8 protein-coding genes and 1 pseudogene are annotated in these 13,893 nt (G+C 66.7%); 3 read left to right on the forward strand and 6 right to left on the reverse strand.

Annotated features, from left to right (window positions below):
• The 3 genes from A5697_RS20850 to A5697_RS20860 all read right to left on the reverse strand — a co-directional run.
• Positions 1 to 1,258: rhodanese-like domain-containing protein (locus tag A5697_RS20850; protein ID WP_068011884.1), on the reverse strand; the 1,258-nt coding region annotated here is incomplete at its 3' end.
• 286 nt (positions 1,259 to 1,544) lie between these two features.
• Positions 1,545 to 1,805 (reverse strand): hypothetical protein, encoded by a 261-nt coding sequence (locus A5697_RS20855; RefSeq protein ID WP_068011890.1) that lies wholly within the window; start codon positions 1,803 to 1,805, stop codon positions 1,545 to 1,547.
• Between the two features lie 145 nt (positions 1,806 to 1,950).
• Entirely contained in the window at positions 1,951 to 6,135 is a 4,185-nt protein-coding gene (locus A5697_RS20860; RefSeq protein ID WP_068011885.1) for a bifunctional nitrate reductase/sulfite reductase flavoprotein subunit alpha, read from the reverse strand.
• Positions 6,136 to 6,444: 309 nt separating this feature from the next.
• Here A5697_RS20860 and A5697_RS20865 point away from each other — a divergent pair, with 309 nt between their 5' ends.
• Positions 6,445 to 6,912: an LppP/LprE family lipoprotein gene (locus A5697_RS20865; RefSeq protein WP_068011891.1), complete on the forward strand. Its 468-nt coding sequence runs from the start codon at positions 6,445 to 6,447 to the stop codon at positions 6,910 to 6,912.
• 30 nt (positions 6,913 to 6,942) lie between these two features.
• Here the strand turns inward: A5697_RS20865 and A5697_RS20870 are convergent, their stop codons facing one another.
• Positions 6,943 to 8,895, reverse strand: a complete 1,953-nt coding sequence (locus A5697_RS20870) for an acyl-CoA dehydrogenase (protein WP_068011886.1) — start codon at positions 8,893 to 8,895, stop codon at positions 6,943 to 6,945.
• 128 nt (positions 8,896 to 9,023) lie between these two features.
• Here A5697_RS20870 and A5697_RS20875 point away from each other — a divergent pair, with 128 nt between their 5' ends.
• Positions 9,024 to 10,139 (forward strand): esterase-like activity of phytase family protein, encoded by a 1,116-nt coding sequence (locus tag A5697_RS20875; RefSeq protein WP_068011887.1) that lies wholly within the window; start codon positions 9,024 to 9,026, stop codon positions 10,137 to 10,139.
• Here the strand turns inward: A5697_RS20875 and A5697_RS20880 are convergent.
• Positions 10,098 to 11,897 carry an ATP-binding cassette domain-containing protein gene (locus A5697_RS20880; protein ID WP_068011888.1) on the reverse strand — a complete coding sequence of 600 codons (1,800 nt, stop codon included), beginning with the start codon at positions 11,895 to 11,897 and terminating at the stop codon, positions 10,098 to 10,100. The two genes, A5697_RS20875 and A5697_RS20880, sit on opposite strands and share 42 nt — an antisense overlap.
• A 79-nt stretch (positions 11,898 to 11,976) precedes the next feature.
• Positions 11,977 to 13,299: pseudogene (locus tag A5697_RS20885) on the reverse strand (ATP-binding cassette domain-containing protein); the annotation flags it as partial.
• Between the two features lie 116 nt (positions 13,300 to 13,415).
• On the opposite strand from A5697_RS20885, the gene A5697_RS20890 reads away from it, so the two are divergent.
• The gene (locus A5697_RS20890) at positions 13,416 to 13,889 is read left to right on the forward strand and encodes a MarR family winged helix-turn-helix transcriptional regulator (RefSeq protein ID WP_068011889.1); all 474 of its coding nucleotides are present in this window, start codon (positions 13,416 to 13,418) and stop codon (positions 13,887 to 13,889) included.
• Positions 13,890 to 13,893: the final 4 nt, after the last annotated feature.

Genomic DNA, 13,893 nt, shown 5'->3' on the forward strand with positions numbered 1-13,893 from the left:
CGGCGATCGAGGCGCGGTAGCCGCTCGCGCAGTGAACCCACACCTCGCGGTCCGGGGGGATCTCGGCGAAGCGCTGGGTCACCTCGTGCAACGCGATGTTGACCGCGCCACGCACGTGTCCATCGTCGAACTCGCCGGTTTGGCGGACGTCGAGGACGAGGACGCGCCTGTCGTCCAGCGCATCGACGAGATCCTCGAAGGCTGCCACACGGTAGCTTCGCAGCTCGGATTCCGCGGCGAGCGCCCGGATGTCGCCCGTGCCGCTGCCGGTGAGCCGGTCGACGCCGATGCGGGCCAGTTCGCGCTGGGCATCGGCCACCTGGTCGGTGTCCTCACCGATCAACGTCAGCGGCGCGCCCCAGGCGTAAAGCCAGCCAAGGTAATTGACGAAGGAGCCGGACAGCTCGAACCCGTAGCTGCCGGCGAGGTGCCCGGCCGCGAACGCGGTTCGATGCCGCAAGTCGACCACCCACTGGCCCGCGTCGATCCGGGCACGAAGTTCATCGGGTCTCACCGGTTCGATGGGGGACAAGTCCGCCGCCGTCGGGCCGGCCCTGTTGAGCACGCCCATGTGCGTGTAGTAGGCGGGGTATGTCGAAAGTTCGGCCAATAGTCCGTCGACGTAATCCTGCTCGTCCTGGGTCAGCGCCGGATTCGTGTGCAGCTCGTCGCCGATCGTGGACTCGTCGCTGTCGGTGGGGGCGGCCGAACAGAAGCTGCCAAAGCCATGGGTGGGGTAGACGGCCGTCGTCGCGGGCAGCTCATCGGCGAGGCGACGGACCGAATGGTATTGCAGGCGCGTCAATTCCGCGGCATGTTCCGCACCGGCCAGGTCGGTCCTTCCGGTGCTGCCGAAGAGCATCGATCCGCCGGTGAACACCCCGACGGTTCGGCCGGAGTCGTCCCGGAGCGCATAGCTGACGTGGTGGTGGGTGTGCCCGGGTGTGGACAGGGCCTCGAGGTGCACGCCGCCGGTGGCGATCCGATCGCCGTCGCTGATGGGCTGATGCGGGAAGTCGACGTCCTCCCCGGCGGGCAACACGTATTGGGCACCGGTGGCTTCCGCGAGCGCCAGGCCACCGGTGACGTAATCGTTGTGGATGTGGGTCTCCAGCACGTGGGTGATGCGCAGGCCACCGGCCAGTTGCAGCACCCGGTCGATATCACGCTGTGGGTCGATCGCGACCGCCACCTCGCCATCGCTCACCAGGTAACTGCGGTCGCCCAACCCCGAGGTTTCGATAATCGATACGTCCACCATCGCTAGACCGCCCCATCAGCACCCGTCGACCCCGACGTCTCCAAGCTAATGGCCAGCAAATGGCAGCGCCCGGTGTCGACGGGCTCGCCAGAGGCATGGGTTGACAGCCGGGCACTCCCGATTTCGTTGGGAGGGCGGAGTAAGCGCCGCTCAACGGCCCGCGAGACGACACCCGCGACCACTGGCTTCGGCAAACTACCGGGCAAGCGGATGTCCGCGCCGATTGAAACCCCGGTGATTCCTTTGGGCCGAATATGGGCCGGTTTGGGGCGGCCGGGCGGCGCTAACGGCTGGAGAGGGGGTCGGACCCGTCCGAGGTGCCGCGGCCGTCCTTGGCGATTTCTTCGCAGGCGCACCACTGACCCCGGTCCTGCAGCCTTCGCCGAAGTTGCGTGCCGCGCTTGAGCATCAGGTGCTGCGTGTAGACCTTGTCGCGCTGCTGCGGCGAGAATGCCAAGTCCAAGTTGATCGGCAGCCCGGCCCAATCGACCCGATCATCGTCCGCGGCGCTCCGCAGCCGGCACTGCAATGGGCAGACCCGCACGCTGTCTTCGAGGGGCCCGTCAAAGTCCAGAGCCACGCCTACGTCCCTCCTCGACGCAACCAATGACTGAATGTTGCAGCGAGCTTGTTTCAGCGACAGGCGCGCGACGTTTCCGTCGTATTACGAGTGGGACGAGGCGGGAGGCTCAGTAGACGTCGCGGTGGTAGCGCTTGTCCGCGCTCAGCGACTGGACGTACTCCTTTGCCCCGTCGGCGTCGAGGTTGCCGTGTTCGGCCGCGATCTCGCAGAGCGCGCGGTCGACGTCCTTGGCCATGGGGTCCGCCGTACCGCAGACGTACAGCTGGGCGCCGTCTTGCAGCCAGCGCCACAACTCGGATCCACGGGTGCGCATCAGATGCTGCACGTAGACCTTCTGCTGCTGGTCCCGGGAGAACGCGAGGTCCAGTTCGGTGAGGAAACCGTCGTCACGCATCTGCTCGAGTTCGTCGCGGTAGTAGTAATCGGTGGCGGCGTGCTGCTCGCCGAAGAACAGCCAGTTGGGTCCGGTGTGCCCGAGCGCGCGACGCTCCTGCAGGAAACCGCGGAAGGGCGCGATTCCGGTACCGGGACCGATCATGATCATCGGCGTATCTGACTCGCGGGGTGGTCGGAAGTTGCTCGATGGCTGCAGGTAGACGGCCACCCGATCACCGGGTGAGCGGTCGGCCAGGTAGGTCGAGCACACCCCGCGACGCGGGACGCCCTGAAAGTTGTAGCGCACCGGCGAGACCGTCAGGTGAACTTCCCCGGGGCACTCTTTGGGACTCGACGAGATCGAGTACAGGCGCGGCTGTAGGCGTTTGAGCACCCTCAGCCACTCGTGGGCCGACGCCCATACCGGGTGCTGTGCCAGCAGGTCGATCGACTGGCGCCCCCACGACCAATCCGACAGTGCACGCTTGTTTTCCGGCTTCAGCAGTTCCGCGAGTGTCGCGTCGCCGGTGCGCTCCTGCACGAACCGCACCAGGTCCCGGCTGATGTGGGCGATCTCGATGCGCTCGGTGAGCGCGGAGCGCAACGACATCAGACCGTGTTCGCCGACCTCGACGGGCGTCTGTCCGTCCAGTCCGGTGACGGCCAGCCATTCGTCCACCAATCGGTCGCTGTTGCGGGGCCAGACCCCGAGCGCGTCACCGGCCTCGTAGCTCACGGCTTCCTCCGGCAGGCTGAAAACCAGATGCCGCACGTCTTTGCTCGATGTCGGCCGACTCAACACGGTGTTGCGGACCATGTCCGTGATCAGCGGGTGTTTCTTGGTGTAGCCGACCGCCCCGGTCCCGTTGGCCGGTCGAACCGGCGCGGCGGCCGCGGCGGTGACCCCCGCACCGCCATCCCGGCCCACGGGCGCGGGCGTGCGCGACAGCGCCCGGATGACACCGCTCAGCCACTTGCCCGCGGCGTCGTCGTAGTCCGGTTCGCAGTCCACCCGGTCGACGATGCGAGTTGCCCCCAACTCGGCCAGACGCTCGTCGAGTTTGCGGCCATGGCCGCAGAAGTCGTCGTAGTTGGAGTCGCCGAGTGCGAGCACGGCGTAGCGGGTGTCGGTGAATTTCGTTGCGCCGTCGGCTGTCAACGCGCGCCAGAAGGCGGCCCCGTTGTCCGGCGGTTCACCGTCACCGGTGGTGCTGGTGACCAGTAGCAGCTCCCGAGTGGTCGCCAGTTCAGCCACCGGGAAGTCGTCCATCGCACGCAACGAGACCGGCACGTCGGCATTGCCCAGCCGGGCGGCGATGTCGGCGGCGAGCTCTTCGGCGTTCCCGGTTTGCGATGCCCACAGCACCACCACGGGGGCCCGTTTGGCGGGCTTGGCTCCGGGTGGCCGGAGCCTCGGTTCGTTGGCCACCGTCGCCGGCCGCGGGGCCTCTTCGCGCGAGAACAGGCCTGCGAGCAGTCCATCCACCCAAAGCCGGGTTCCGGGATCGAAGGGAGCGCTTTGCGGCAGGGTCGGCACCCCGGCGGTGCGCCGGCCCGCGTCCGACCGCAGTGCGGTCAACATCCCGGCAAGGTAGGAGCGGCCCAGCTCGTCGAATTCCGGCGCGGGTTTGGTTGCGACGCCGAGCAAGTCGGCGAGGGCGTCGACGTGTGAAGCGCTGATTTCCGGTACCTCCACCGGCGCGGGTTCTGGTGTTTCGGCGCTCGGATCCGCGGCGGCCGCAGAGACTTTGGCCAACGTGACGGCGCACGCCTTGAATTCCGGCTGGTTTGAGATCGGGTCCACCGCGTCGTTGGTGACCGCGTTGATCGCCAGGTATTCGCCGAACACGTCGTTCCAGTGGAACGGGGCGAAGCAGTTGCCGGGGCGCACCCGGTCGCTGATCGCGGCGGGCAGCACGGCGCGGCCGCGGCGGGAAGCGATTTCGATCGCGTCGCCGTCGACGATCTGCAGCCGTGCGGCGTCGTCCGGGTGAATTTCCACGAACGGCCCCGGGTTGAGCTTGTTGAGCTTGGCGACCTTGCCGGTTTTGGTCATCGTGTGCCACTGGTGCGGCAGGCGACCGGTGTTCAGCAGAAACGGGTAGTCGTCGTCCGGCATTTCCTCGGGCGGCAGGTGCGGGCGGGCGAAGAACACCGCACGACCGTTCGCGGTGGGAAAGGCCAGCCGGGGAGCGCTGCCGTCCTCGCGGACCAGCCTGGCCTGGCTGACACCGTCGTTGAGGTAACGAATGGGATTGCGGTCGGCCGTGCTTTCGGGTGCGCACGGCCATTGCAGCGGGCCCTGGCGCAGCCGTTCGTAGCTGACGCCCCGCAGGTCGTAGCCGGTTTTCGGGTTCGAGAACCGTTTGATCTCTTCGAAGACCTCTTCGGCGGAGCCATAGCTGAAAGCGTCCGAAAAACCCATCTCGCAGGCGATCCGGGCGATGATCTGCCAGTCGGGCATCGCGTCACCCGGCGCGGTGACGGCCGGCTGAAACAGCGTCATGTTGCGCTCGGAATTGACCATCACGCCCTCGGCCTCCGACCACAGCGCCGCCGGCAGCAGCACATCGGCGTATTCGTTGGTCTCCGTTTCGAGGAAGGCGTCCTGGGTGATAACCAAGTCGGCCCGCTCCAGGCCGGCCAGCACGGTCCTCCGATTGGCAACGGAGGCAACGGGGTTGGTGCACACGATCCAGCACGCTTTGATTTCACCGCCGGCCATCCGGGAGAACATGTCGATTGTGCCGGTGCCGACCTCGGTGCGGAGCGTCCCGCGGGGGATGCCCCACTGGTCTTCGGTGAAGGCGCGGTCCTCCGCGGATAGCACCGAGCGCTGACCCGGCAACCCCGGCCCCATGTAACCCATTTCGCGGCCGCCCATCGCGTTGGGCTGTCCGGTGAGCGAGAAGGGTCCGCTGCCGGGTTTGCAGATCGCGCCGGTGGCCAGGTGAAGGTTGCAGAGGGCGTTGGTGTTCCAGGTGCCGTGGGTGCTCTGGTTGAGCCCCATGGTCCAGCAGCTCACGAAATTCTCTGCCTCGCCGATCATCCGGGCCGCAGCGCGGATGTGTTCGTCGGGAATGCCGGTGATTTCGCTCACCTTGTCGGGGGTGTACTGCTCCAGGAAGCTGGGCATCACCTCCCAACCCTCGGTGAACTCGGCGATGAAGTCGGAATCGGTGTGCCCGTTTTCAACGATCTGCTGCAGCAACCCGTTGAGCAGTGCGAGATCGGAGCCGGGGGAGATTTGCAGGAACAGGTCGGCCTTGTCGGCGGTCGCGGTGCGGCGCGGATCGACGACGATGAGTTTTGCGCCGGCCTTGACGCGGTCCATCATCCGCAAGAACAAGATGGGGTGACAGTCGGCCATGTTGGCGCCGATGACGAAGAAGACGTCGGCGTGCTCGAAGTCTTGATATGAGCCGGGTGGTCCGTCGGCGCCCAGGGAGAGCTTGTAGCCGGAACCCGCGCTGGCCATGCACAGCCGCGAGTTCGACTCGATCTGGTTGGTGCCGATGAAGCCCTTGGTGAGCTTGTTCGCCAAATACTGCGCCTCGATGGACATCTGACCCGACACGTACATCGCGAAGGAATCCGGGCCGTGGGTGTCGATGGTCGCCCGTAACCGGTTCGCGCACTGGGCGATTGCCCGGTCCATATCGACGGGCTCGACGGGCTCACCGCGGTCGGTGCGGACGTGCGCGGACTCCATCCGCCCGGGCGCAGCAAGCAGGTCGGAAGTGGTGGCACCCTTGGTGCACAACCGGCCGAAGTTGGCTGGATGTTCTTTGTTTCCAACAGACTTCGTGATGTGACGACGACCGCTCTCCGGATCGGTTGTGACCTGCAGCACCATTCCGCAGCCGACGCCGCAGTATGCGCACATGGTGTTCACGGCATCGCGGTGTGACGCCATGGACTCCCTGGTCACGCACTTCCTCCTTTGAGCGCAACGGGCTTACGTTGAATGGTGCGACGAGGATGTTTCGGCACCGGATATCCGGAGTTTCCCCCGCTTTACGGCTTCCTCTCACCGGCCAAAGCGCCCGCGTGATGTCGTGGAAAAGCCGCATACCCCCAGTTCAGGATGGGTCATCGTCGACCCGCCGACTGCGCTCAAGGCTACCGGCGGGGCCGGGCGGATTACCTGTCAGAACAGGGTCTCCGACCAAACAGATGGGACATTCACAGCCTTCGCTAAGCTCACCGAGTGCGTCGGCTGATTGTGATCCTGCTGATCCTGCTGGTCTCCGGTTGCGGGTCGAAGCAAGCCGGTTCGCCGCCGGCGTCACCCGACAAGTGCAAGGATTCCGACGGGCCGACACCCGCCACGGTGCAGCGGGCCATCGCCTTGGTCCCCATCGCCGTCCCCGGTACGACGTGGGTGGAAATCGCTCGCGGTCATGCCAAGAAGTGCCGCTTGTACTGGGTGCAGATCATCCCGACGATCGCCAGTGAATCCACCGGCCAGCAGCTGCTGTTCTTCGATCACAACACCACGCTGGGTTCTCCGACCCCAAATCCCAAGCCGTACATCACGGTTCTGCCACCCTTGGATGACGCCGTCGCGGTCCAGTACCAATGGCTGAAGGGCAACGATCAGCCCTGCTGTCCCACCGGCGTTGGCACGGTGAAGTTCGAGATCGGCCCGGACGGCAAGCTGAAGGCGCTCGGCAAAATCCCGAATCAATGACGTTGCGTTACAACGTGATCAACCGGACCGTCAGTTTGTGACCTGGTCCGCCAAGTTTTCCGGGTGCAGCATCTCGGCGTAGCGCAGTTGCTCCGGAATCCCGAAGCCGTCGACGAGCGTTTCCGCGTAAGGGCGCAGCGCGCGGCACCGATCGTTGATGCCGCGGGTGACGGCCTTGGCCCGTTCGGTGGACAGGTATCGATGCTCGATGTACCAGGCCTTGTCGTCCTCGATCACCGACAGCGCGTAGAGATCACAAAGAATGCCGAGCAGTTCGCGGGCTTCCTCGTGCGGACACGCCTCGATGCCGGCGACGAACGCTTCGAGCACCACCCGGTCGATGTGCGCGGAAGCGGCGTGCAGCACGTGATCCTGCACCGCGTTGAACGCGTCGAATTCCGACATCTCCTTGGATTTGGCCTGCAGTCGACGCGCAACGCTCGCCAGCAGGTATTCCTCACGGTCCTCGAACATCTTGATCTGGGTGCCGCGGTTGAAGAGGCTGCCCTCTTCCTCGCTGTCCTGCCGAGAGTCCACGATGGTTTGGATAATCGTCTCGGCCGCAGTGCGTTTGACGACGCGCTCGCCGACGGTGTTGGCGGCGAAACGCACCCATTCGACCGGGCTCATGCTGCGGATGTCGTCGGCGTAAGCCGTCAGCAGCTCCTTGGCCACCAATTGCGTCAGCACGTGGTTGTCGCCCTCGAATGTGGTGAAGACGTCGGTGTCGCCGCGCAGCGCGATCAACCGGTTCTCGGCCATGTAGCCCGCGCCACCGCAAGCCTCCCGCGCCTCCTGAATCGCCCGGGACGCGTGCCACGTGTTGGCCGCCTTCAGCCCGGCGGCGCGCGCCTCCAATTCACGCTGCTCGTCGGCGTCGACGGCGTCCGCGGTCTGGATGTCGTGACATTTACTGACCAGTTCGTTCTGGGCGAACTGCAACGCGTATGACTTCGCGATCAACGGGAACAGCCGGCGCTGATGCACCAGGTAGTCCATGATCAGCACCTCGGACTCGTCATCCGGCGCGCTGAATTGCTTGCGTTGCAACGCGTATCGCGTGGCGATGTCCAGCGCGACGCGACCCGCGGCGCCCGCGCTGCCGCCCACCGTGATCCGCCCGCGGACCAACGTGCCCAGCATGGTGAAGAATCGGCGGTTCGGGTTCTCGATCGGCGAGCTGTAGGTGCCGTCCGGCGCCACGTCGCCGTATTTGTTCAGCAGGTTCACCCGCGGAACGCGTACGTGGTCGAACACGATGCGGCCGTTGTCGACTCCGGGCAGGCCGCCCTTGTATTCACAGTCCGAGGTGGTCACCCCGGGCAGGTCGTTGCCGTCGGCGTCGCGGATCGGCACCATCAGGCAGTGCACGCCGTGATGGAGCGGTTTGCCGTCCTCGTGCGTGATCAGTTGGGCGAATACCGCTGCCATGGTGGCGGTTTCGGCCGCGCCGCCGATGTAGTCCTTGCGCGCCGTCGGCGTGGGGGAGTTGATGACGAACTCTTCGGTCTCGGGATCGTACGTCGCAGTGGTCTCCAGCGACTGGACGTCGCTGCCGTGCCCGGTCTCGGTCATCGCGAAGCAGCCCCGCAACTCGAGGCTGATGATCTTCTTCACGTAAGCCTCGTGATGACGCTCGGTGCCCAGGTTCTCCACGGCGCCGCCGAACAGGCCCCACTGGACGCCGGCCTTCACCATCAACGACAGGTCCGACATCGCCAGCATCTCGATCATCGTGATCGCCGCGCCGATGTCGCCGGTGCCGCCGTGCTCCTTACGGAAGTTGTCGGCCGCGGCGCCGAACGCGGCCATGATTCTCATCTGCTCGGCCACCTTGGTGCGCGCGATCACCGTGTTCGGGGTGTAGTGCGGCCGGAAGAGGTCCTCGCTCATGGTGGATCGCAGCTGGTTTCTCGTGTCCCGCCAACGCCCGTCGAGGGCGTTGCGCAGCTGCTCGGCAATGGTTGCGGTGTCTGGCGCCATAACCCGACCGTATCTTGCGGTTCCCGCCGCGGGAATAACGACCTGATGACCGGGCCGAGCGTTCCTCCAGTGCGAGGTCGAGGCCCGATTCTCGCGCTGAGTGCACCCTCGGCGATACGTTCTCGGGTATGTGCCGTCTACGGGTGGCGTCCGTGTGCCTCGCCCTGCTGCTGGGGGGATGCGCGCCCGCGCACCCGCCCGCTCCGGCGCCCACGCCGCGGCCGATGCTCACTTACCTCGGTCAGTCACAGATTCCGTTCAACGCGACCTTCGACGGCACCGTCATCGGCGGGTTGTCGGCACTCAGCTATGACGCGGGCCGGCAGCTGTATTACGTCATCAGCGACGACCGTTCGGAGAAGAATCCGGCCCGGTTTTACACCGTGCAATTGTCGTTGTCGGACAGGGGAATCGACAACGTCACCTTCGCCGGCACCCGGCCGCTGCTGGACCGCTCCGGCCAGCCGTTCCCGCCGCTCAGGGCGGACGCGACGCCGCCCGTCATTCCCCCCGACCCCGAGGGCATCGCCTTCGATCCCGGGCGGCAGCGGCTGTATTGGTCCTCCGAAGGCGAGCGGCGCACCGCGGGGCCGTTGCTGCTCGACCCATGGGTTCGATCGGCCGCGCTCGACGGTGCCTACCTGGGCCAGTTCACGCTGCCGGCCAACTTGGCGATGTCCGCGCAGCCCACGGGTCCGCGCCGGAACAAGGCGCTGGAGGGATTGGCGCTGACGCCCGACGGCCAAACGCTGTTCGCCGCGATGGAGGACCCCGGATACAACGACGGGCCGGTCAGCGACGACGGCCACCGCGTGCTCACCCGCGTCACCAAGTTCGACGTCGCCTCCGGCGAGCCCACCGCCCAGTACGCGTATCCGATGGAGCCGCCCACGCCGCCCGCCGATGTCAACGGCCTCTCCGACCTGGTCGCGCTGTCGGACACCGCGTTCCTGGTGATCGAACGATCCTCCGCCATGCCGCCGACCGTGCGGATCTACCGGGCCGAGATCGGCGCGGCTACGGACGTTTTGGCCACCCCGTCGATGCAGAACGTCGCGGTGACCCCGATGAGCAAGACCCTGGCGGTCGACTTGTCCGCCACGCCGGGACTGTCGCCCCTCGACAACGTCGAGGGCATCACGCTGGGGCCGAAGCTGCCCGACGGTCGTCAGTCGGTGGTGCTGGTCAGCGACAACAATTTCTCACCGAGACAGGTCACTCAGTTCCTGTTGTTCGCGATGTGACGGTCTAGGAGCCGCGTGGGGAACCGGCCTCAGCCGGTAGAGGGCGAAGCCCGCGGCCGCGACGCCCAAGAGCACCAGCATCGTCATGTCGAACACCCACCAGCCGCTGTAGTGGGTCCACATCTGCGAGTTGGCGGCCAACGCGTCGACCCTGCGCAGGTCAACGGTGGACGCCGACGCGGCAAAGCCCCATTGGGCCGGGACGAACCAGGAGACCTGTTGGAAGCCCCATTTGCTCACCAGCTGAACGAGGCTTCCGTTGAACAGCGCGGACGCCAGGATCACCGGCAGCAGTAGCGGCAGCACTTCACGCAGCGACGTGCCGAGCGTCGACAACGCAAGCCCGACCACGGCGGACACGATGGCCGTCACCGCCACGCCGGCATAAAGCTCGACCGTGGCGTTGTGCAGCAGGACGGCGCCCCGCGCGGGCCCGCCCCTCTCGGCGACGACGAGGGCGAACACGACGGCGGTCAGGATGGCCGCGGCCAGGCCGAACACCAGGATCTTGGCGGCCAGGTAGGCCGCGCTCGACAGCCCGAGAGCCTGTTCGCGCCGGAAGATGCGCTGCTCACGCACCACGGCCCGGATGGTCAGCGTGGTGCCGATGATCACCGCGGCGACGTTGAGCGCGGCCAGAATCTCGATGGCCTCGTGCGGGTGAGCACTCCCCGGCCCGGGTCGGGCGAGGCCCGAATCGCCCGGAATCAGCAGGGTCAGGCCCGCCAGCACGAACGGCAAGATCGCCAAGAGCACGAAGTAGACGCGGTCGGCGAAAATCAGCCGGGCGTCGCGGCGGGCCAACAGCCGGATCTGCCGCGGCACGGGGAGCTCGGCGGGGGGCGGTGCCGGGGCGGTGGTCTCCGGTGGTGTCGTCACCGCCGACTCCGGGGGCCGGTCGCGGAAGGCGCGGTGGGTTCCGTCGGGGTCGGCGCTCACCCGCTCGAGTACCTTCGACCAGTCGGTGGTGGCCATCACGGACTCGATCTGCTGGGGCGGCCCCAGAAAGGCCGGCGTCCCGGCTGAGGTGAGAACCAGCACTTGGTCGCACACGTTGAGGTCCGTCGACCACGTCTGCGACGACACGGCCGCCACGACCACGCAGCCGATGTCGGCCTGGCGCCGCAGCATTGCCATCACGTGCCGTTGTTGCTCCGGATTCAGACCGGCGCTCGGCTCGTCGACGACGAGCAGTGTCGGCCGGCTGATGAGCTCGACCGCCAGCGCGGCGCACCGGCGCACCTCGGGCGACAGCTTGCCGATCCGGGTTGCCGCATGTGGTGTCAGCTCGAGCTCCTCGAGGACCTGGCTGACCACGCGGTCGCGTTGCTCACGTGAGATATCTTGCGGCAGACGGATTTCGGCGGCGTATCGCAACGCCTGTGCGACGGTCAACTGGCGATGCAGGCGGTCCTCGGACGAGACGATGCCGATCCGGGTGCGCATGGACTCCGGCTCGGCGAGCACGTCGTGGCCGTCGACGGTGACCCGCCCGGAGCTGAGCTGCCTGGTGCCGGCGAGCAGCCCGAGCAGCGCGGAGTTGCGTGCGGCGGACGGCCCGACGACTGCGGTGAATACGCCCGGGCGTGCCGCGAACGAAATGTCGGAGAGGATCTCGCGCCCTTCGATGCCGAGGCTCAGCTGGTATGCGACCACCCCCACCGTGCGCGCGTCGGCTTTGAGCGGCAGGCGATAGGTGGCATTCGCCTCCGCGGTTCGGAAGGAGGGGCGCGCGACCCGCAGCTTCGAGGTGATCATCCGCTCGATGAGGCCTGGGCCACTCTGCTCCGGTACCTCGGCTGCGGGCGCGGGCTGAGCGGGCGGTGGCGGGGCCGAGGGCTCGACCGCCGGCGTTGTCAGAGGAATCGCTGAGGTTGATGGTCCGGTCCGCCGACGCGGCCTCATTGTCGAAATGCGTGATGTGCACCAACGCCGTCCGATGCCGTTGGGGAAGGCCTGACAGCACGTTCAACAGGACGTTACGGCCCTGCTGATCGACCATGCTGGTGAACTCGTCAGCGATCAGCAGCGCCGGTTCCCGGGCGAGCGCCGCGGCCAGAGCGAGGCGCTGCAGTTCCCCGCCGGACAGGCTGCCGGTATCGCGCTCGGCAAAACCCTCGAGACCCACTTCGCGGAGCAAGTGGTCGACATCGACCTCGGTGCCCGGCGGCAGCCCCCAGACCACATCATCGGCGACCCGGGTTCCCAAGACCTGGCTCTTCGGATGCTGCAGGACAAGCGCCGTGCCGCCCAACATGCCCAACCCCACTGCGCCCGGGCGCTGCACGGTACCCGACGTCGGTTGCCGACCCGCCAAAATCAGCGTCAACGTCGTCTTTCCCGAACCGTTGGCGCCGATGACGGCAATGTGTTCGCCGACTTGGAGTTCCAGGCTGATTTCGCGCAGCGCGTCTTGCTTCGCGTGCGGGTAGCGGAACCGCACCCTGTCCAGTCGCACCGGTACCGGCCCGATCGGGGCGCCGGGCGCCTCGTCCGGAGCGTCGAGTTTGTGCACGTCCGGAACGTTGCCCATCCGGTCCAGCAGGCGCGAAAGCGCCCACCAACCGATCAACGACGAGAACATCACCCCGTAGGTGACATAGCCGAGCATCAGCCACGGCCAGTAATGCAGCCCGAATTCGAAGCACCGCTTCACGTCGGCGCCGAGCCATTGCAGGTCCACCCGGGTGAGGAATGCGACAACACCGTCGACGTTGGCCGTCATCACCTGAAAGATCAGATGCCGCAGCCGATTCAGCACCGTCAACATGCCGACCGTGGCGGCCGCGACGGCGACTCCGGCAACAAGGGACGAGGCGAGCACCGTCGGGGTGCCCCGGCCCCTGCGTTTGACGAATCCGGTCAACCCACCGATATACGCACAGTTGACGACGGTCAGAAAACCGCCCAGTCCAGAGATGAGGAAGGCGATCATTCCGGCAGCAAACGTCGCGGCGAGCAGCACTCGCAGCCGGTAACGGTAGGCCAGCAGCCCCATCGGCACCGTGCCCAGCAGTGCCAACCCCTGGGCAAACGGAATCACCCCGGCGATGATCGCGATCACCGCGCAGAGCGCCCCCATGACCGACGCCTGTGCCAACTCGGCCGGTTGTAAAGGTCCACCCCGACGACGCGAACGGACGGGGCGACGGGCATTCACTTCACTGATTGTGCCAGGGCGCGGCGCCAAGTCGCTTCATCACACTGAGTAACTTCCGACCCGGTTCGACCGGCCGACACTCGTCTCGCTTAGCAAAGCTATGGAACTATGGGTACATGGACAGAGTTGTCGAGACCGCAAACATCGAGGCCCAACAGCTGGGCGCGGATTTGCTCGCCGTGGTGGCGCGGCTCAACCGGCTGGCCACTCAGCGGATCCAGATGCCCTTGCCCGCGGCGCAGGCCAGGCTGCTTGCCACGATCGAAGCGCACGGCGAGGCCCGGATCGGCGACCTCGCCGGCGTCGATCACTGCTCGCAACCGACCATGACCACCCAGGTCCGCCGGCTCGAAGACGCCGGCCTGGTCACCCGGACCGTGGACCCAGGCGACGCGCGCGCCGTCCGGATCCGCATCACTCCCCAAGGAAAGCGCACACTCAACGCGGTTCGCGCCGACCGCGCCGCCGCGATCGAACCGCAACTCGCGTTGCTCGAGCCGGTCGAGCGCCAGGTGCTGACGGACGCGGTCAAGGTATTGCGCCGGCTTCTGGACAATGCATCGGTGGCGGGCCGGCGTAACACGCTGTGATCGC

Source organism: Mycobacterium sp. E3251, assembly GCF_001666835.1.
Classification (GTDB): domain Bacteria; phylum Actinomycetota; class Actinomycetes; order Mycobacteriales; family Mycobacteriaceae; genus Mycobacterium.